The organism is Pseudomonas sp. O39, assembly GCF_045447295.1.
GTDB classification, from domain to species: domain Bacteria; phylum Pseudomonadota; class Gammaproteobacteria; order Pseudomonadales; family Pseudomonadaceae; genus Aquipseudomonas; species Aquipseudomonas antarctica_A.
Genome location: NZ_JBJGXV010000010.1, coordinates 36,505 through 57,382, shown reverse-complemented (window position 1 = coordinate 57,382; position 20,878 = coordinate 36,505). Strand labels below are relative to the sequence as shown.

Genomic DNA, 20,878 nt, shown 5'->3' with positions numbered 1-20,878 from the left:
ATGTTTTCAAGTGAGCGACAGGCTGTTTTTATTGTGCTCGACGTGTTTGTCGAGGCTGATTTTTATCATATTTTTCGCCACCTGCAGCGTTGCCGGCGATTAAACTCGATTAATTAAACTTCACTTCTTTTAATCAGCCGCAGGTGTAGCGTTGATAGGGTCTTAGCCGCTCTGCTTCGACAAAAACCTTTGGTTTGCCGCCGCAGGCTCTGCGGCGGATTTTTTAGACGTGGTTAAATAAACTTAGATAAATATTTATAGTCGGAAGTCTCCATCACTGATGGCGATTTGATTCTGCTTGTCTCAATTATTTGTTTGTAACAAGACTGTTGCACATACCCCCCAATAATCCTCTCTCCCACGCCAGCTCCAGGAGACAGGTCATGCAGGTCAACCCGGTCGACAGCACACCCTCAGCGCGCGATAACCCCAATTGGAATAAAGCGGTATCCAGGGCAGTAGACACCCCACCGAGCGACAACCGCCTCGGCCCCGATACAAAGCGCCCTCAGGGTGACTTTCGCACCGCGCAGCAGATCATCGACGAGAACCCTCTGCTGAAAAACCTCGGCAACCAGAGCGGTGTGAAAGACAAGCTGCGTGAGCGCGTGGGGGATTTCGAGCACGATCCGGACGCCGCCTACCGCGCGAGTCGGGTGCTGGAGCACATTGAGAAACTCGATGAAAACGGCAAACCGACCGTTAAACGCTCAGAGTTCAACGAGGCCGGTAATGGCAAGATCGACGGGTTCACCAAAGGCGGTGATGCCCGTCACGGCACTGAAGCGGGGCGCTTGCAGGACTTCGGCAAGTACGGCTGGGACACCCTCAAGGGCGATCTGCCGGTCACGCCACCCAAAACGCCGCCCAAAGGCGATGCTCCGTCCAACCATCTGCCCTTGCCGGGAGAAGGCAGGCCGATGGGCGATACCCGCAGCGCGCAGCAGATCATTGAAGACAACCCCTTGCTGAAAAACCTCGGCAACCAGAGCGGCGTGAAAGACAAGCTGCGCGAGCGTGTCGGCGACTTCGAGCACGACCCGGATGCCGCCTGGCGTGCGGCCCAGGTGCTCAATTACGTCGAGAACTACGACGAAACCGGCAAACACATTGAAGGCGCCAACGTCGGCAATGGCAGCATCGACGGCTTCACCAAAGATGGCGAAGCGCGTCACGGCACGGAAGCAGGGCGCCTGCAGGATTTTGGCAAATACGGCTACGACAACCTCAAGGGCCTGGACGGCAACAGCGCCGACGACCAGATAAAGGACTTGAATGCCAAGGCCACTGAAGAGGCGGTCAAGGCGGCCGGTGGCGACGCCTCCAAGGTCGGCGCCGACTATTTTGTCAGCGGCACCAGCAGCGCCAGCGGTGCCGATAAAACGGCGGCGATCATCCAGTTGTCGACCGGCCTGGCCAACTATAAGGCCGGTGCGGATGCGTTCGCGCACCAGGGGCCGGACGGGGCCAATGAGTGGTCCGGCGACGGCAAATCACCCGGCCAGCAGCGCGAAGATTTTATTCACGATGTGCAAGGCCGCATCGACAAACTCAGCAAAGACCCGGACGTGCAGCAGTTCCTCAACACCCAGGGCACCGAGCAATTGCAGAAAAGGGTCGCTGCCGACCCGGCCTTGAAAGCCGAGATGGAACGCCGCCTGGAAGCGTCATCGAGCACCGACGCGCTGCAAAGCGCGTTTGCCGCCAAGGGCGTCAGCACCTCGGATGCACTGTCGAGCTTTATCAAATACCCGGACTTCTACGCCCAGGCGTTGGGCAAGCAACCGGACTACAAAAAAGCCCTGGAAAACGCCCCGCAAGCCATCAAGGACAAGGTCAAGGCCGAATACGCGGACATCACCTCCGGCAAGCAAATGAACAACCTGATCGCCAGCGGCGTGCCGGCGGACAAAGCGGTGATTCAGTCCGGTGTGAACAAAGCGATCTTCGACGCGGTACTGGATGACAAAACCGTGCAGGCCGGCAGCGCCAGCTTTAACGATGCGGCCGCCAAGATGGGCCGTGAAGACGTGCTCAAAGGCCAGTCCATCGATGATTTCTACCGTGGCCTCGGGGTTACCGGCGCCAATGATCCACGTCTCGAGCAGGTCATCAACGACAACATTGCCGCGTTCACCGCGCCCGGCGAAGCACCGCCCAAGACCGCCGATATCATCAGCGGTATCCGTGCGGTGGAGGACGCCATGCGCGGCGGCGCCAAGTTCGACGACGCCATCAAGAAAGTCCAGAGCACTTGGGGCGGCAAGCTGCCGGCCGGGGTCAGCGCGGCTTACAAGGCCGGGGTCATGCACGGCGTGTCCGGCGTATTGTTGGCCGGCGCCATCGGCACGCGGATCGCCAGCGGCAAGGGCGGCAGCACTGCGCAAACAGTGGGCCAGTCGTTCCAGGCGGCGGGCCTGTTCATGGAAGGCGGCGCCAAATTTGTCCAGGATCAGTTCGACCGCACCCAGCAAGGCACCTACAAGTTTGATGCACCCAAGTTTGTCAAAGATGTAGAGAATATCGGCAAGAGCCTCGGCGGCGTGGCCGGTAACGTGTTGGGCCTGGTCACCGGGGCGCTATCCGCCAAAAACTCGGCCCAGAGTGGCGACAAGGTCGCCGCAGGCTTCCAGGGCACCTTCGCAGGCCTCAACGGTTTGTCCGCCGTCGCCGGTGCGGTGGAAGTTGCCACTTACGTGGTGCCGCGCATTACCACGGTTGCAGCCGGTGTTGCCGAGGCCGCAGGGGCGATTGGCGGGGCGGCCGGTGCGTTGGCGGGTGCCGTGGGCGGCATCGCGGCGGTGGGTGGTTTGATCTACGCGATCATTGCCGACATCAAGGCCGACAATGCGCGCAAGAAACAGCAAGAGGATTGGTACAAAGGGCTCACGGATCAGCTCAATGGTTTCGGCGTCACGCCGCCGCCGTTGGACGTCATCATTGCGCCGAAAAATGGCTACGTTGACGTGGGGAATCCCAACGCCAATTACTGACTGAGGCGGGCCTTTGCAACCAACACCGTCGAAATGGCGGTGTTGTTGTTTTTGCAGCTTGCCGCGCAAAATACATGCCCTATCATGGCGCACGCTCTCCTCTCTACAAGGACCAGAGGCCTCATGAAAAAACCGTCATACATCCTGCTTGCCACAGTTTTATTGGGGCTCAGTGCCTCAACGCTGGCGGCCGAAGGTTTTATTGGCACCGGCATCAACACCGGTAACGGCTATGAGCCGGATGGCCACGGTGGCCTTAGAGGCACCGGGGGGAACCTGGGCGGTGACTATAAGCTGCTTGAAGATGGCTCTCTCATGGGCACCGGCAAAAATAGCGGCAAAGGGTATGTGCCGGCCGATGACGGTGGCCTCAAAGGCATCGGCTACAACAATGGTCGCGGGTTTGCCCCGGATGGCTCGGGCGGCTACAAGGGCACCGGCTATAACTCAGGCGAGGATTACCGGTCTGACGGCAAAGGCTATTTTCGCGGCAACGGCACAGCCTCGGGCGCCAGCTGGCGGTCCGATGGACAAGGCGGCTATGAGGGCACCGGCGAATACCGCAAGCGTGGGTATAAGTCTGATGGCCGTGGCGGCTATATCGGGACGGGCAAAAACGAGGGCCGGGGGCTTGAGTCCGATGGCCGAGGCGGATTTATCGGCACGGGTGACAACGCGGGTGGCGGCTGGGAACCTGATGGGGACGGCGGCTACAAAGGCACTGGCAATAACCGGGGAGAGCGCTGGAAACCTGATTGAGGCCGCGCTCACCCCGTGAGCCCGGTGCTGATTGTTTCAATCAGCACCGTTGCGACCCTTACTCCTTAACGTCCATGAACTCTGCAGCCCATGCCACGTAGCTCTCCGGCAACGTGTAGGTATGCGTCAGTTCAGTCGCGCTGAGGTTCGAGGTGCTGCTGGTCATCTTGCGCTGGGCGCGCAGGCTGTCGTAAGTCGCCTTGATCGACGCAAAGTAGGCGCCGTGGCCGGCCACCACAATGCGCACGCCCAGGCTGGCCAGGCGCTCGCTGTCATTGAGCTTCGGATTGCCGTAGGTCACCAGCATCAGTGGCACGGTGAGGTTTTCTGCGATCTGCTCAAGGTGCTCGAAGTCTTTGACGCCAACCATGCAAATGCCGTCAGCACCGGCGTGTTCATAGGCCTTGGTACGGGCGATGACATCTTCGGTCGGCAACACCCCTGCGTTGGTGCGGGCGATGATCGACAGCTGCGGATCGACACGCGCCTCCAGCGCTGCCTTGACCTTGCCGATGCCTTCCTCAACAGAAATCAGGTCGGTGGATTTACGGCCAAACTGGGCGGGCAACAGCGTGTCTTCAATCGTCAGTGCGGCCACCCCGGCACGCTCAAGCTCCTCGACAGTGCGCATCACGTTCAGGGCATTGCCGTAACCGTGGTCGGCGTCAGCGATGAAAGGCAGTTGGGCGACACGGCCAATCCGGGTGGCCTGCTCGACGAACTCACTCAGCGTGATCAATGCAAAATCCGGTGCGGCCAGTACCTGCAAAGACGCGACTGAGCCACCCAGGATACCGACCTCAAACCCCAGGTCTGCCGCGATACGGGCGGACATGGGGTCGAAAACGGAGGCGGTTTCAACGCACATTTTCTTTGCAAGCAATTCACGGAAGTTGCGGCGCAACGCTGAGTGAGAAATCTTCGGCATGTTCTTTCCTGGCTCTGTCATCGTCGAGTGACGATCAATGTCTATTCATGGTGATGCCAGATTACCATGCACACGAACCGGGGATTATGACGTTTGAGCATGGGGTAGGCGCCCAACACATGGATTGTTGCTTCACGCTTGGGGGCTGGACAAGACGATAAGGTGCTTTCTGCGCCTCATCACCCATACGCCTGCTGGGCCGTGCCTGCCTCGTGACGGTGCGTCGCGCCAATAAACAGGTACATCGCCGGCACCATGAACAACGTCAACAGCGTGCCGATCGACAGCCCGGCGAAGATCACCAGGCCCATATCATGCCGCCCGGCCGCCCCGGCGCCGGAGGCCCAAACTAGTGGCACCACGCCCAGCACCATCGCGGCCGTGGTCATCAGGATCGGGCGCAACCGCACCGCGGCCGCTTCTTCAATCGCCTCACGCTTGCTGCGGCCTGCGCGCTGCAACTCGTTGGCGAACTGCACGATCAGAATCCCGTGCTTGGTGATCAACCCCAAGAGAGTCACCAGGCCGACCTGGGTGTACACGTTAATAGAGGCATAGCCCATGGTGATAAACGCCAGCGCGCCAAACAGGGCCGGCGGCACCGAGAACAGAATCACCACCGGGTCACGGAAACTCTCGAACTGGAAGGCCAGGGCCAGGTAGACGATCAGAATCGAGAACAACAGCAGGCCGACGAACCCGCCTGACTCCTGTATGAATTGGCGCGATTCACCCGAGAAGTCGGAGGTGTAACCCGAGGGCGCAATCTGGGTCAGAATCGTGTTCAGCTTGGCCAGCAGCTCGCCCTGGGCCACACCACTGACGCCCGAAAGCGTGGCGGAGTTGAGTTGCTGGAAGTGGTTGATCGATTCCGGCTGCGTCGAGGTCTCGATATGCGCCACCGTACGTGCCTGGATCATGGCGCCTGCGGGTGTGCGAATGTAGTAGTCGAGAATTTGCTCGGGGTTGAGGCGATCCACCTGCAACACCTGCGGAATCACCTTGTAAGAGCGGCCGGCGGTGGAGAAGTAGTTCACGTAGTTGCCACCCAGTGCGGCAGACAAGGCGGCACCCACGTCGGCTTGGGTCATGCCCAGCGCGGCAATTTTTTCGCGGTCCACCACCAGCTTGGCTTGCGGCTTGTCCAACTTCAAATCCATGTCGGAAAACCAGAACAGCTGTTGTTTTTGCGCCTCGGCCATGACTGCCTGCGCGACTTCATTGAGGTTTTCCACCGAGTCGGTGGTGGTGATCACAAATTGCACCGGCAGCCCTTGGGCGCCCGGCAGTGACGGCAGCGGAAAGGCCGCGATCGTGGCGCCGGGCACCTGACTCCATTTTTGCTGCAGATCCAGGATCAGCTGGGCTTGGGAGCGCGTGCGATCCCCCCAGGTCTTGAGCAACACGCCGCCCAGGCCCTGGTTAAGGGCAGGCAGGCCGGTCAGCTGGAACATTTGCGCGTATTCCGGCTCTTTGTTGGCGATCTGGAAAGCCTGGTCGGCGATCCGTTCCATCTGTTGTGGCGAGGCCGTCGGCGGGCCTTTGATCTGCATGAAGACCAGCCCTTGGTCTTCGGTGGGGGACAGCTCGCTTTTGGCGGTCATGCCGCTGGCGGCGACCAGCAGGAACAGCACAAAACCAAACGTCACCAGCACCGGCCAGATGTCCAGGCCGCCTGACAGGACGCGGTGGTAACGCCCGCGTAGCCAGTCAAAGTAGTGGTCGAGCCGGCGTGCGAAACGACCTTCTTCCTGCCCGGTTTTGAACAGCTTGGAGGTCATCATCGGTGAGAGGGTCAACGCGACCACGGCCGACACGGTCACCGCGCCCGCCAAGGAGAAACAGAACTCCTTGAACAGTGCCCCGGTGAGCCCACTGCGCAGCCCGATAGGCACATACGCGGCAATCAACACCACCGTCATCGCGATAATCGGGCCACCCAGTTCCCGCGCCGCCAACAGCGCCGCCTCGAGTACGCCTTTGCCTTCCTCCTTGATATGGCGGTCGACGTTTTCCACCACAATAATCGCGTCGTCGACCACCAGGCCAATCGCCAATACCAACGCGAGCAGGGTCAGCAGGTTGATGGAATACCCCAGCAGGTACATGACAAAGAATGTGCCGACCAGCGACAGTGGTATCGCCACCAGCGGCACAACCACTGCGCGGAACGAGCCGAGGAACAGGTAGATGACCACCGACACAATAATCATGGCCTCAACCAGGGTCTTGACCACCTCGTAAATCGAGGTGTTGATGAACGCGGTGGAGTCATACACGATGTCGCCGCGCACGCCGGTAGGCAGTTGCGACTGCAGTTCGGGGAAGGCCTCGCGCACGCTGTCGGCGACGGTCAGGATGTTCGCGGTAGGCGCGACCTTGATCCCGATGAACACTGAACGCTTGCCGGAAAACGCCACGCTGCTGTCATAGCTTTCGGCGCCAAGGGTCACGGTCGCCACATCTTCCAGGTACACCAGCGCGTCGCCTTTCTGCTTGATCACCAGCCGTTTGAACTCATCCACCGTGTGCAAATCCGTCCCGGCCGTGAGGTCCACCGTCACGGTTTGCCCTCGCGTCGATCCGACGGCAGACAGGTAGTTGTTGTTGGCCAGGGCGGTGGCGACGTCCTGCGCGGTCACGTTATGTGCCGCGAGTTTGTCCGGGTCCAGCCAGGCACGCAGGGCAAACTGGCGCCCGCCGAGGATCTCGGCGGTTTGCACGCCCTGGATCGAATCCAGCTTGGGTTTGACCACCCGCACCAGGTAGTCGGTGATGTTATTGGTGGGCAGCGTGTCGCTGTAGAAACCCAGGTACATGGCGTCTGTGGTCTGGCCGACGGCGATCGTGAGCACCGGCTCCTGAGCCTGGGCCGGCAGTTGGTTCTTGACCGAGTTGACCTGGGTATTGATCTCGGTGAGGGCCTTGCTCGCGTCATAGTTCAGCCGCAGCGTGGCGGTGATGGTCGAGACACCGGTGATGCTTGATGAAGCCAGGTAGTCAATGCCCTGAGCCTGGGCAATGGCCGACTCCAGCGGCTGGGTAATAAAGCCTGCGACCGTGGACGCGTCCGCACCGTAGTAGGCCGTGGTGATGGTGACCACGGTATTTTCGGTCCGTGGCCATTGGTTCACGGGCAATTCGAAGATCGAGCGCAGCCCCAGGATCAAGATGAATAGCGACACGACCACGGCCCAGACCGGTCGCTGAATAAAGGTATCGGTAAGTTTCATGGGACACCTTTAATGTTCTTGGGGAGTCGGAGCCGGGTCGTTCAGCGGTGCGGTGCTGTTATCGACCTTCACCGCCGAGCCGTTTTTGAGTTTCATCTGGCCACTGGTGATCAACAGATCGCCTTCTTTCACGCCGGACAGGATGGCAACCTGATCACCACGGGTCGGCCCAGTCTTGATGAAGGTTTGTTGCGCGGTGAGCACCTCATCGCCCTTGTCATTTTTGCTCGACGTGGCGATGAACACCGTGGTGCCGTAAGGGTTATAGGTGACCGACGTTTGTGGCACGGTGAGGTAGCGCTGGGTCGTACCCGAGTTGACCACTGCGCGGGCAAACATGCCGGGCACCAGGTTTTGTTTGGGGTTTTCGACGGTGGCTTCGACCGTGACGTTGCGTGTGGTTGAATCGAACTGGGTGTCGATGGTGCTGATCCTGCCCGTGAAGGTCTGTTTGGACAGGCCATCGGCCGTCACCGAAACCGCTTGGCCGATGGCGATAGACTCCAGCTGGGTTTGCGGCACCGAGAAGTCAATGTAGATCGGGTCAAAGGTCTGCAACGTGGCGATTTTGTCGCCGGGGTTGAGGTACTGTCCGGGGTTGACGCTGGTAATCCCGATGCGCCCGGCAAACGGTGCGCGAATGGTTTTTTTCGCCACCAGCGCCCGTTGCTGTTCTGCGGCGGCGAGTTTGGCCTTCAAGTCGGCAGTGTCGGTATCAACCTGGGCCTGGGACACCGCGTTTACCGCCAGTTGCGCCTTGTCACGCTTGAGCACGATCACGGCCAGGTCGGCCGTGGCTTCAAGCGAGTGAAGTTGCGCGATGTCGGCGTCTGCATTCAACTGCACGAGCAGTGCCTGGGCCTCGACGCCTTGCCCGGGTTTGAAGCCGATGGTGCGCACGATACCGCCGACTTCGGTGGTTACATCCACCCCGCGCACCGCCTTCATCGAGCCCACGGCGGAGACACTCGGTTGCCAATCGCTGAAGGGCACCTGCATGGCCGTTACAACAGCGGCGGGCAAGGGCACTTTTGACCGGGCAATCAGCGCTGAAATCTGCACGTATTTCACCCCGGCAATGATCGCGACTATCACCACGACCACCCCGATCATGATCAGCATCGGCCGCCACAGTCGCCGCTTGCGTGGGTTGCCTGGCGGGGGTGGTGGGGCAGAGGCAGGGTTGACTTCAGCCATGGGGGTTCTCGCTGTTTCAATGATTCAATTCAGTTGAGCCGCGCCGCATCGGCAGGCGCCGCCTTGGTCTTGGCCGGCATGATTTCTTGCCACGACGGCAGGCCGAAGCGATCCGGGCGACCCTTGGTGGCGGGGTCCACATCCGCGCGGTTCCACCAGCCGCCACCCAATGCCTGGAACAGCGCAGTGGTGTCGCTGTACCGGGCGGCCTGCGCCTTGACACGCGCCAGCGCCGTGTTCTGGTAAGTTTGTTGGGCGGTCAGCAGGTTGATGTAAGCCACCGCCCCGAGGCGGAACTGGGCCTGCACCAAATCCAGGTTTGCCTGTGCGGAATGTTCAGCCGTGACTTGCTGGTTGAGCGCGTCGGCGTCAGCCTCCAGCGCTCGGAGCGCATTGGCCACATCCTGGAACGCCGTAATCACCGTGCCGCGATAGCGCGCCGCCGATTCGTCATAGGCCGCCACGGCGGCACGTTTGCGATGTTCGAGGGCGCCGGCATCAAATATCGGTTGGGTGATCGAGCCGGCAAGGCTCCAGACGCCGGAGCCTGCTGAAAACAGCTTGGTGCCGCTGGTCACCGTAGACCCCAAAGAGCCGGTAATGCTGAACTGCGGCAACTGGTTGGCGACGGCCATGCCAATGTTGGCGCTGGCCTGATGCAGTTGAGCTTGTGCAGAACGCACATCCGGCCGCTGGCCGACAATGGCCGAGGGCAAGCTCAGCGGCAGTGCTTGCGGGAGTTGCAGAGACGCGAGGTTGAAGCGCTCGCCTCGATCCTGATTTGGAAATCGGCCCAGGTAAGCCATCAACTGGTTACGCGTTTGCGCCAATTGTTTTTGCAGGGGCGGCAAGGTGGCGCGGGTTTGCGCCAGTGCGGTCTGCTGCGTGAGCACGTCGGCATCACCGATGGCGCCGAGTCGGCGCTGCGCCTGCAGCAGGTCCAGTTGGCCGCTCTGGAGTCGGATGATTTCTTCGGTGGCGGCGACTTGATCCCGCACAGACGCCAGGCTGATGGCGGTATTGACCACATTGGAGGTCAACGTAAGGTACGTCGCCTCCAATTGGAAGCGTTGGTACTCGGCTTGCGCTGTGGTCGATTCAATTTGCCGGCGGGTGCCGCCGAAGACGTCCGGGGCGTAGGAAACGCTCAGCGACGCGGAGCTCACCGTGAGAATCGGCGACTCGGGGAGGCCTGACGTGGCCCCGGAGACTTTCTCGCGGGCTTTCTGAACGTTGCCGCTCACCGAGGGAAACAGCGACGCCTGATCGGCGTAGACCAGCTCGTTGGCCTGGCGCAACGCTGCTTGTGCAGCGCTCACATCGGGGTTGGCACGTAAGGCTTCTTCGACCAGGGCGTTCAATGCCGGCGAACGGAACAGCGTCCACCATTGCCCGGGAATATCCATCCCGGCGATCAACCGCTGCGCCGCGCCGCCGACGGCGATGTCGGCCTGGGCGGTGGTGGTGAGTTTTTCCCGCGAGTAGTCGGCATTCGCGGCCACATCGGGCCGTGTGAAATCAGGCCCGACGGTGCAGCCGGCGAGGGCAAGGCACAGCAGGCTCAACGAGGCCAGAAGATGTGAGGGTCGAAAAAGCGCACAGGCTGGCGCCACAGGGTGCGGTCCCGATGCAGGCTGCCGAGGCTGCTCTTTCATATTCACTCTGATTAATCAGTTGGTTAACTGCTTGTTTGTTCAGCAATGAGTGCAGGTGCATCAGGCCGGCCCGCTTGGCGTGACGGGGTTCAAGTCACGCGGGGCGCGTGGGTTGAACGTTAATTCAAGAATGGCGTAACCGCCAATAGATGCAATCTTCAGCGGGGGATGTTGGGTGAGGGTTGCGCCTATCTTGCCGGTACCGGGTGGCTGCCCCATTGCGCATAACTGCTGTGCGGCGTGAGGGCTTAATCGCCCGGCGCGCGATCACTATAGTTTGTTCACCGTCGCAACGCCCTGCGAGGCGCTGCGCAACCCAGCCGAAGAGTGAGGTGAACATCATGAACAGCGAATTCAAGCCCGACCACAACCCCGCGCTGCCGAGCCATCAAGCGGACGCCGAATACTTTGAATACAGCAAAGCGGCCAACCCCATCAGCGCCAATCTGATTACCCGAATTCCGTACCACAACTTTCCGGCATCGCTCTATGACAGCGGCCCCTCACGGGTGGTAGCGCTCGACCTCAGTGATGCACTGGGCTGCGAAGGCCCGGCCACCGGCCCGGGGCTGTGTGCCAATTTCATTCGCCTGAACGCCGGCGACGCACTGACGCTGCACCCCAACGCGACTTCACAAGTGTTCTATGTGATTGCCGGGGAGGGGCGTGTCGTACAGGGCGAGCACGCTATCGAATGGTCAACCGGCTGTTTTATCGCGTTGCCTGGCATGCGGGAAGCGCGTTTCAGCGCATCACAGGATGCGCGACTGTACTACGTGCACGATGAGCCGCTGCTGCGCTACCTGGGGGTGACGCGCAGCACCGACCGTTTCGTGCCAACGCTGTACCCCGCAGCACTGGCCAACCAGAAACTGCGTGAAGCGGCAGACGATCCACATGCCCAGGATCGCAGCCGTATCAGTATTTTGCTGGGTAATCGCAACTTTCCCCAGACCCGGACCGTGACCCATGTGCTCTGGGCAATGTACGGCATTCTGCCGGCGGGCTCGATTCAAAAGCCGCACCGGCACCAGTCGATTGCACTCGACTTCATCATCGACTGCCCCGAGGGGTGCTATTCACTGGTCGGCACTGAGCTGGATGCCGACGGCCAGATCCGCAATCCGGTGCGCGTTGATTGGGCGCCTGGCCTGGCGTTTGTGACGCCACCGGGTTACTGGCACGCGCACTTCAACGAGTCCGACCAGGAAGCCTTCCTGATTCCTGTCCAGGACGCCGGGCTGCAAACCTATTTGCGCGCGTTGGATATTCGGTTCAGCTGACAGGCCATAAAGGCACCGCCCTGGCCTTGTTGCCGGGCGGTTTTAGCGTTTCCAGTAAGGTGTATCACCCAACTGCTCGACGATGAAGTCGATAAAACACCTTACCTTGGACGACACGATTCGCTTCGGCGGATAGACAAACCACACGGCATACGCCTGCTCTGCGCCACGGATTTCCCATTGCTCCAGCCAGACCTGCAATTCACCCGCTGCAATACTCTTGGCCACCAGCCAGTCAGGCAGCAACGCATAGCCCAGCCCCTGGCGCGCGGCGATTAACTGAGCGTCCAGATCGTTGATCCGCACACCGTCGTTATGCACCAGTGGCAAAAGGTCGTCGGCGCGGGCAAACGCAAAGTGCCCAGCGGCATTCGTACTCACGATGGCAGGCAGGCCCGCGAGGTCTGCGGGCGTTGCCGGAGCCGGGTGTTCCATGCAAAAAGCCGGGCTTGCCACCAGCCAATACTTGCCGTCGCAAATCTTGCGGGCTTTGAGCGTGGAGTCGGGAAGGGCGCCAATGCGGATGGCAAGGTCCACGCCTGAATGGATCAGGTTGACCTGGTCGTCATCCAGTACAAGCTCAAGCTTGATCTGCGGATAGCGGGCCAGAAACAGGTTCAAGACCGGAAGGATATGGTGGCGGGCAAATGCGGGCGGCAAGTTGAGTTTAAGTAACCCTCTGGGTTCCTGGTTCAGTGCCGAGGTTGCCGCTTTGGCTTGTTCAAGTTCATCCAGCACCCTGCGGGCGTGCATCAGAAATGTCTGGCCGCCTTCCGTCAGGTGCAGCATGCGCGTGGACCGGTTGAACAGGGCGATGCCCAGGTCCTGCTCAAGATCCTTCACGTAGCGTGAAACCGTTGACGCCTTGATGCCGAGCCGCTCGGCGGCACGGGAGAAGTTATTGCCTTCAGCGGCTTCGACGAAGGCGGTTAGCGCAGTGAAATAATCCAAGTGCCGCCTCGCTATTGAGGATGGGGAAGAGGCGCTCAGGTTACCGGCTCTTGTCGGGCGCGACCATTCACATCCTGCGTGCGCACCCAAGCTTTAACCCCATTCAGCGAGGTACTGCAAAAAGGCGATCTGTAAGCATTGTTCCCACTGCCAATGGTTGTTCCAAACACAGGTAGACGAAGGCTACAGGGCGATAGGACCCTGCAGCCTTCGTTGCCGTCTTATACCTTTGGCGCCAACCACGAATCTTCGGCTTCAATACCGTCTGGCTCGTAGGTCCAGGTGATTTTTTCGTAGGTAAACGCCAGGTCTTCCATGTGCCCCATTTGCTTGTTGTTCGGGTCCAGGCAGTTCGGCGTCCATGACTTCATCGACACCAGCACCGCATTTTCAAGCTTCGCGGTGTAGTACTTCTCCTCGGTGCCTTTGGGCGAGATGCGATAGAACTCCAGGGAGACGGTTTTCATTTGCTCGCCGGACGTCAAGGCCTGGTAGAGCTTGGGCGAGGCCTTGTCGATTTCCTTGGTCAGGGTCATTGCGCCATGCACGCGCTTGCCTGTAGGAAGCCCGGTTTGCGGGTTTTTCGGGATTTCGATGGTGTGGTCTACGGCCTGCAGAAGGATCTTTCCTTCGTGGCCCTGGACTTTGGTCGAACCTTCGATTTTGCCTTGGTTCTGGCCTTCCAGCGTGAGATAGCAGGGCATGGGCATAACGAGCACTCCAGTTCATTAAGTAAGGTGAACGTACGCGATGGCCTTCAAGCCGCTTCGCGATGGAGTCAGATTACTGAGGGCCGGCAACCGCGACCCTCCGGTGAAGACCTGAATCATTCTTGAGCGCACACGCCCAGCTTGAACGCCCATTGGGTAAGGTCCGCGGCGTTGTGCGCATCCAGCTTTTTCATCAGGTTCAAGCGGTGGGTTTCGACCGTTTTCAAGCTGATGCATAACAGCTCGGCGACATCGCGGTTACGCGCGCCTTCAGCCACCAGCTTAAGGATCTGGCGCTCGCGATCGGTCAGCGTGATGCCTGGCTGTGCGCTCGCGTTTGCCCGCAGCGCTGCGACCTGGTCGGGGTTCAAGTCGGCATCCAGAAACGGCCGGCCCGCGAGCAACGTGGCAATGGCCGCCCTGAGCACCTCACTGGTGCTGCTTTTGAGGACGTAACCATCCGCGCCGGCATCCAGCGCCAAGGCGGCGTTTTGTTCACTAAGACGAGCCGTGAGGGTCAGGACACGAATAGCTGGCCAGCGCTGGCGTATCAACGGCAAGGCAGAAAGGCCATCCATCACCGGCATGTTCAGGTCCAGCAGCAGCAAGTCCGGCTCCAGGGCGCGGCACACGTCCAGCGCCTGGCGCCCATTCTCGGCGTCCCCGACAACCCTGACTCCAGGCGCGTCAAGGAGCAGGGCACGCAAACCCTCACGCATCAGCGGGTGGTCATCTACCAGCACAATCCGATAGTCAGCCATAGGTCATCCTGTATGAGGGGTGTATCAAAAAAGCCGCACGCATGCGGTCTCAAGACTGCGTAATGCGGCTTCGCAGTCAGCGTGTTTTTGTTGTTCTGCACTGTCTTCAAGCTGGCGGCCGAGGTGCTCCAGCTCCCGCTCACCGAATTGTCCGCAGGTGCCTATAAGGGTGTGTGCCAGTTGCGCCAACTCCGCGTAATCCGCCACGTCGCACGCCTCGCGCAGCGCACCCAGCAAGCGTTGCGTGTCAACCCGAAACAGCTCGCGCAGGCGCGGTTCGGTGAGCGGCGAGACGGCTGGCGGCTCAGTGGCCTGCACCCGTAGAGGGCCAATGGCACCGGCGGGCATCGGCGCAGGTTCCATGCCGCGCTTGAGTTGCCAGGCAATGGCGGTTTCCAGTGCCCTGAACAGCTGCCCGGGCAGCACCGGTTTCGCCAGGTAGGCATTGGCACCCTGGCGCAGGAAACCTTCGCGATCACCTTCCATGGCGTTCGCTGTCAGTGCAATGACCCAGATATCTTCATCGAGCACCCCATTCGCCCCCGAGCGCAGCTTGCCGATGGTTTCCAGCCCACCCATCACCGGCATTTGACTGTCCATCAAGACCACGTCGAAGATCACTTTGCTCATCAGCTGCAAGGCTTGTTCCCCATTGCTCGCGCACTGGAAACGATGGCCGAATCGTTCAAGGTACAGGCAGGCGATTTCACGGTTGGTGGCGACATCGTCTACCACCAGAACATTGAGTTGATACGCTTGGCCAAGCAGTGTGTCCATGTCCTCGCGTACCGGCGGTACGATCACTTCATCCGGAGCCAGGGGCGGGAAGGGCAGCACCAGGGTAAACGTCGACCCATTGCCGGGGGTGCTTTTGACCCCGAGCTCGCCGCCCATGAGTTGCGCCAGGCGGTGGCTGATTGAAAGGCCCAACCCGGTACCGCCGTATTCGCGAGTGGTGGAGGCATCGGCTTGGCGAAAAGCATCGAAAATCTGTGCCTGTTTGTCCTCGGCAATGCCAATGCCGGTGTCTTCGACGCTAAAACCCACGGTGATCCCCGGCCCCTTCCACACCAGTAACCGCACAGAACCACTCGGGGTGAACTTGATGGCATTGCCGAGCAAATTGAGCAATATCTGCCGCAAGCGCAAGGGGTCACCCTTGACGCCCGCCGGTACGTCGCTGGCCACTTGCACGGTCAGGCGCAGCTGCTTCTCTTGCGCACTCGGCACCAGCACGTTGATCGCCTCGGTAACCAACGCAACCACGTCGAACGCCGTGTGTTCCACGATAAGGTTCCCTGACTCTATTTTGGAAAGGTCAAGAATGTCGTTGATCAACGCCAGCAGCACATCGCCGTTATCTCGGATAGACCCCACGAAGCGCAGCTGTGGTGTGTCCAATGACGTGTCAGCGAGCAAATGGCTCATGCCGATGATCGCGTTGAGCGGGGTACGGATTTCGTGGCTCATGTTCGCCAGGAACTCGCCCCTGAGCAGGTTGGCCCGGTCGGCGCTCTGCCACGCTTCGCGCAGCTCGCAGGTGCGCGCCTGCACCTGGCTTTCAAGCCCCAGGCGCTCGGTGTGAACGGTGTCGAGCAGGTCGTTATAGGCTCGGGCAAAGCGTCCCAGCTCATCGTCGTGTACCACCGGCAGGCGGCGAGTCAGGTCATCGGAGTGTCGGGTTTCTTCGATGGCCTGGGCAAAGCCGGCCAGCGGGCGCGCCAGTTGTTGGCGCAGTACGGTGAGCAGGCCCAGGGTCAACAGCACCAAACCGATCAACGCAAACGGCGCTTCGTTCATGATCAGTTGCAAGGTGTTGGCCTGCAGGCGCGCTCGCGGGTAAAGCGACACCAGGTACCAGTCCAGCACGTCCAGGCGCGCGACCACCGCAGTGCCATGGTTGAGCTTCAGTAGCTGGGGAAAGGTGCCTTTCATGTCCAGGCCGGGTAACGGCGTCGTCAGGTAACGGTACTCTTTGGGTGCCCCTCCGGGCAGCGTGGCGATGGGCAGCCCGGTGTGGTCGATAATGAAACCGTTGTAGCCGCGCAGTAACTGCGACATGCGCGCAAAACGGTCATTGAGCTGCAGGTCGTAGCCGGTGATGACTTCCACCTTGCCGTGCTTGTCGCGGCCGATGGCGGCCACAGTGATCAGTTGTTGCCCGGTATGGGGGTCATAGACAGGCCCGTCCCAGACAATGTCGGCCTTTGTATCCGGCAGGCGCTTGCTCAAGTCCCGCAGATAGTCGGCACGGCTGGCGGTAAACCCCTTGACGGGGTAGGGGCCGGTGGAAAAGGCAGCGCCGATGCCCGGGAAGTAGAAAAACGTATCCACGATCATCGACAGGCCCGCCGCGCCATAGGCTTCGGCCGCCACTGCTGCACGGGGTAACTTGGTCGACGGTGCGGCGCCTGGGTCGGGTAGCCAGCACAGCGTGCTGCGCGGCGTCGGTATATCGATTTCTTCGGTCGCCGGGCTGCGCCACAGTCGCAGTAACCGGCGGGCGCCATCGGCGCTTTCCTGCAAATCATCGTTATCGACGCGCGTGATCAACTCCACGCGTTGGCTGAGCTCCTGCAGCGACTCGCGCTCCAGTTGATGGTAGACGCGCCACGCGCTCAGCCCGGTTGCAACACACCAACTGCCGGCCAGAACCACGACCAGCACGCAGGTAATGCGCAAAGCCAGTGACCGGCGCCATAGTTTTCTCATTCAGGCGGGGCCTTGGTATCCGCTGGCCACACGGGGGACGGGGTGCCCGACCAGCCATAGGCAATCTGTGCCGGTGGTGCCTGCGCGGCCAAACGCCGTTCAGCAACGCTGCCTTGCGCGGCTTCACCCACTGCGTTAGCGGCGTCCTGGGTATCCATGGCCGTCAGTTGGTCACTGATGGTTTTCAGTTGTTCATTGATCGCCTTGGACTGGCTGTCGGCAGCCTGGGTTTGTTGGTCGGTTTGTAACAACGTATCCGCCCCGGTATATCGATAGGTGAGTGTCAGCTGGGTAATGTTATCGCTGGCCATCAAGTCACGCTGGTCAGGAAAGTCGTCCGGGGTAAGGGTGCGTTGGCCACTGGCAAATGACTGCAGGAAATCGATGAACCCATGCTTGCCAGGCCAGCGTTTAGTCAGCGTGTAGTGTGCAAAACGTACCTGCAGGCTGACATCGCCGCACGCGCCTGGCGTCCAGGTGAAGGATTCGCTGGTGGGGAAATTGAAGTTATCCAGGACGGTTGAACGGCTGCTGCATTGCAACGTCAGTCGGGTTTGCTGCGGTAATTGCCTGGCGCCCAGGTTGATCGACACCGGTGTGGCCTGAATGCCGACCACGGAGGCACTGGTTGGCAGGCTGAGCTGGGGCTGCAACGCTGCCAGCTGTGCCTGCAACTCTTTTTCAGCCGTTTGCAGATTTTGCCGTTGCGCCTGGAGCACAGCCTGTTGCGCACCTGTTTGGCGCTTGGCGGCTGCGAGGTCCGACTGGGCATGTTGCATGCGGCCAATGTAGGCAAGGAAGGCACTGTTCATCGGCACTTTCTGGCCCAATGCAATAACCGGTTTAAACCCCTGCGAATCCTGCTGGATGAAGGTCTTGATTGGCCCATTGAGAAACCGCGGGAGTTGGCCGCGCTCGCCATAGAGTGCGTCATTCATCAACACCGGGTCGTGCACGCCCTCCACGGCGCCCAATACCTGGCTGTTCCATTGCTGCTGCAATTGGCTGGCGGCAATCTGGCCGGCATAGGCCATCTCGAAATCCAGGCCACCGGAGGCCAGTTTCCAGACGAGCGATTCGCGCGCGTCACCTTGCGTCAATTGGTTACGCAAAGCGTCGCGCAGGTCTTGAGCTTCCCACAGGGCAGCGGACTTGATTGTCGGATCGTTGCCAAAGCCCCAATTGTCGAGGGCTACCTGGAACGCCTGTGCATCGCTCTTGCGCAGGTCAGTGGCTACCGCCTGCAATTTTTGATTGAACTGGCTAAGTACCTTTGCCTGCCTCATATCACTGTTCACGGCATCCACGCCCTTGGCGACAGAGCCGCTGCTGGCGACATCCTTGATTGCGTTACCGCCCAGTTCATTGGCGATGCGCAGGTGTCCGAGCAGGCTGCTGTTATCCGCGGCGTGGGTTTCTTGCGCCAACTCAAACAGGCGGTTCATGTGCACGCTCAGTTGCGCCCATGGCCTGCGATTGGCGGCCGGAATCAAGGCGAAACGCTCGGCAGTGCGTTGCAGCAGTTGACGGTAAGGCGCACGTGCCGTGCCGACGGTACTGAGGGCGTCGCGCCATTGTGCTTGGCTGGTCATCCGGGCTTGATCCATCGAAAGGTAACCTTCGATAAAGCGATACCAGGCATCCTGCGTGTCATCCTGGTACTGCACAAGAAAATGCTCACGTTGATTTTTCCATAATGCCTGATTACCCGTCGCGGCGATCAGCTCATCGATGAATCCCAGAATCGCGCTGCGGCCTTCAAAAGTAAATGCACGGGGTAGCGCAGCGTCGGCGTCTTTCGGCACCTGCGAGTAGTCAGAATAGCGAAGCGTGGGCAATTGCGGCTGTTGGTCAGCCCAGGCTTCCAACCAGGACAATGAACGATTGGCAAGGCCCAGGCCGTTAAGCTGGCGCAGCGCGTTAGCGCGATCCTCCACCAAGGCTCGTTCGTCGGTTTGCCAGTTCAGGTAAGCCTTGAAGCTGCCACTCAACGATTGCACCTGCGTCGCACTGGGCACCTGGTCTGGTAAAAACCGCCGTAGCAGCGGCAGCAGTTCCTCGCCAGGGCCTGGCAAGGCATTCAGGGCGCCGCCGGCGAGGCGCGCATTGATCAAGTTGATGCGCCGAACCAACAGCTCCGTGTAGCTGGCGATCAGGGTGTCGTCGTTGCTGGTCGCAATCGCCTGCAACTGATCAGGCAGCAGCGTCATGAACAAGGGGCGCTGCACGTTTTTATCGAACCCGGCCACGTATCCGGCACGGTCGAACTGAATCACTTGATTGACCCGGTTGTGGAACGGCAGCCAGCGCTTCCAGCTCGGCGTCACATCATGCTCAAGGCTCTCAATGAACTGGTGATACTGGTCAAACGTGTGCAGATCCCGTTCCAACCCCTTATCGAAAGTGCTGGTGGGCGGCCATTTTTGAGCGATCAGGTCCAGTTCGTGACTGACATGATTGCTGGAGTACATCAGCAGGACGGCGCAGGCGCCGCATCCGACCAGCCACAGCACGACGGCGGCATGCCCTGTCAAGCGGCGCCAGTGCCGCCAACCGTCGATGGCGCGGTACGCGAAGCGTTGCGAAGGCAGTACACGGTCGAACAGTTCATGGCTGAACCAGCCGACCGTGCTGCCATCTTCCTCAACCCCCTCGGCGGTTAAAAACAGACCGGACAACAGGGGCGGGGCGCAGTAAGGGTTGCTGGCGAAGGCGGGCAACAATAGTTGTTCCAATGCCGGGCGCAGCGCGGCGACACGCTCGGGAAAATGCAGTGCCTGGGCGTTGGGCAGCAGCCGTTGCCCAAGGTCGACCCGCAGTTCGAAGAGACGACGGCCGATTTCACCCAGTACCTTGTCCAGGAATGCGCGCGCGTCTGCATCGCCCCCATCGACCAGCAGACCGAGCGCCTGCTGGCGTTGATTCTGAGTGAGGCTGGCGGCCCATTCCGGCATGCCGTCAATGCGTTCAGCGCCGGTAAGAACCAGGTACACCGGCAGGCGTGCTCCGAATACCTTCACCAGATCGTCCAGTTGGCGGCGCAGATTCTGCCCAAGCGCGGTCAGGTGAGCCTTGTTCTTGTCTTGCAGAGATTCAATCGCAACCTCCAGAATCACGCCGTTCAGCGGTTCGCGCCGCCGTGAACGCAACAGTCGCAACAACAGGCGTTTCCAGGCACTGGCACTGTCGAGCAAGCGGCTGGACGGGTCGAGTACCACGGCATTCTCAAAAAACCACCAGTCAAGTACGTCGCCGGGTGAGGTGCTCGCCTCATGCCGTGCTGAACGCAATGGCGTATCCAGGCCGCTACGCGCCAACAGTGTGCTTTTGTCGCGTGTGGTATCCCCGAGCAGCATGAACCAGGGCAGGGCATAGAGTGCAGCGCCAAACTGGCCCGACTGGCCCAGACGTGACTGGCGCAGTAAACGCACACCGCTGTTCCAGCACTGATCGACATCGGGCTCGAGCGGATCGGCGCGCCCAGGCAGGTCGCGCTGCAGGCGCTTGCGCAGCCGCCAGCCTTGCCAGTAGCGCACCGTCCGCACCAGCATCCAGGTGCTGAGAATCACCGCGATGAGCATCAGTGGCATGCACCATAAAGGCCAGCCAGACAGCACCGTGACCACCCAGCAAGCACAGCCGAGAACAATCAGCGCGACCATCCAGAGCACGGCGACAAGCGCTTTCATCAACATT

12 protein-coding genes are annotated in these 20,878 nt (G+C 60.4%); 3 read left to right on the top strand and 9 right to left on the bottom strand.

Annotated elements, in window-relative coordinates; all coding sequences use genetic code 11:
• Positions 1–383: 383 nt before the first annotated feature.
• The gene (locus ACI77D_RS15370; RefSeq protein ID WP_407016946.1) at positions 384–2,993 is read left to right on the top strand and encodes a hypothetical protein; all 2,610 of its coding nucleotides are present in this window, start codon (positions 384–386) and stop codon (positions 2,991–2,993) included.
• Positions 2,994–3,116: 123 nt separating this feature from the next.
• Positions 3,117–3,752: a hypothetical protein gene (locus tag ACI77D_RS15365; RefSeq protein WP_128590000.1), complete on the top strand. Its 636-nt coding sequence runs from the start codon at positions 3,117–3,119 to the stop codon at positions 3,750–3,752.
• A 58-nt stretch (positions 3,753–3,810) separates the two neighbouring features.
• Here ACI77D_RS15365 and ACI77D_RS15360 read toward each other — a convergent pair whose 3' ends face one another.
• The 4 genes from ACI77D_RS15360 to ACI77D_RS15345 form a co-directional block, all read right to left on the bottom strand.
• On the bottom strand, positions 3,811–4,680 hold the full coding sequence (locus tag ACI77D_RS15360) for an oxaloacetate decarboxylase (protein WP_064452377.1): 870 nt from the start codon (positions 4,678–4,680) through the stop codon (positions 3,811–3,813).
• Positions 4,681–4,859: 179 nt separating this feature from the next.
• Complete coding sequence (locus tag ACI77D_RS15355) at positions 4,860–7,913, bottom strand: efflux RND transporter permease subunit (RefSeq protein ID WP_407016945.1); 3,054 nt, start codon at positions 7,911–7,913, stop codon at positions 4,860–4,862.
• Between the two features lie 9 nt (positions 7,914–7,922).
• Positions 7,923–9,035 carry an efflux RND transporter periplasmic adaptor subunit gene (locus ACI77D_RS15350; protein WP_407016944.1) on the bottom strand — a complete coding sequence of 371 codons (1,113 nt, stop codon included), beginning with the start codon at positions 9,033–9,035 and terminating at the stop codon, positions 7,923–7,925.
• A 104-nt stretch (positions 9,036–9,139) separates the two neighbouring features.
• Positions 9,140–10,675, bottom strand: a complete 1,536-nt coding sequence (locus tag ACI77D_RS15345) for an efflux transporter outer membrane subunit (RefSeq protein ID WP_407016943.1) — start codon at positions 10,673–10,675, stop codon at positions 9,140–9,142.
• A 431-nt stretch (positions 10,676–11,106) separates the two neighbouring features.
• Here ACI77D_RS15345 and ACI77D_RS15340 point away from each other — a divergent pair, with 431 nt between their 5' ends.
• A complete protein-coding gene (locus tag ACI77D_RS15340; RefSeq protein WP_407016942.1) occupies positions 11,107–12,048 on the top strand; it encodes a cupin in 942 nt (313 codons plus the stop codon).
• A gap of 42 nt (positions 12,049–12,090) precedes the next feature.
• On the opposite strand, the gene ACI77D_RS15335 is transcribed toward ACI77D_RS15340, so the two are convergent.
• From ACI77D_RS15335 to ACI77D_RS15315, 5 genes are all read right to left on the bottom strand, one after another.
• Positions 12,091–12,999 (bottom strand): LysR substrate-binding domain-containing protein, encoded by a 909-nt coding sequence (locus tag ACI77D_RS15335; RefSeq protein ID WP_407016941.1) that lies wholly within the window; start codon positions 12,997–12,999, stop codon positions 12,091–12,093.
• Between the two features lie 221 nt (positions 13,000–13,220).
• Positions 13,221–13,709 carry an Hcp family type VI secretion system effector gene (locus tag ACI77D_RS15330; RefSeq protein WP_053256108.1) on the bottom strand — a complete coding sequence of 163 codons (489 nt, stop codon included), beginning with the start codon at positions 13,707–13,709 and terminating at the stop codon, positions 13,221–13,223.
• A 116-nt stretch (positions 13,710–13,825) separates the two neighbouring features.
• On the bottom strand, positions 13,826–14,470 hold the full coding sequence (locus ACI77D_RS15325) for a two component system response regulator (protein ID WP_064452382.1): 645 nt from the start codon (positions 14,468–14,470) through the stop codon (positions 13,826–13,828).
• A 24-nt stretch (positions 14,471–14,494) separates the two neighbouring features.
• The gene (locus tag ACI77D_RS15320) at positions 14,495–17,182 is read right to left on the bottom strand and encodes an ATP-binding protein (protein WP_407016940.1); all 2,688 of its coding nucleotides are present in this window, start codon (positions 17,180–17,182) and stop codon (positions 14,495–14,497) included.
• The gene (locus ACI77D_RS15315; protein WP_407016939.1) at positions 17,179–20,871 is read right to left on the bottom strand and encodes a type VI secretion protein IcmF/TssM N-terminal domain-containing protein; all 3,693 of its coding nucleotides are present in this window, start codon (positions 20,869–20,871) and stop codon (positions 17,179–17,181) included. The genes ACI77D_RS15320 and ACI77D_RS15315 overlap by 4 nt, the downstream gene beginning before the upstream one ends.
• Positions 20,872–20,878 lie beyond the last annotated feature (7 nt).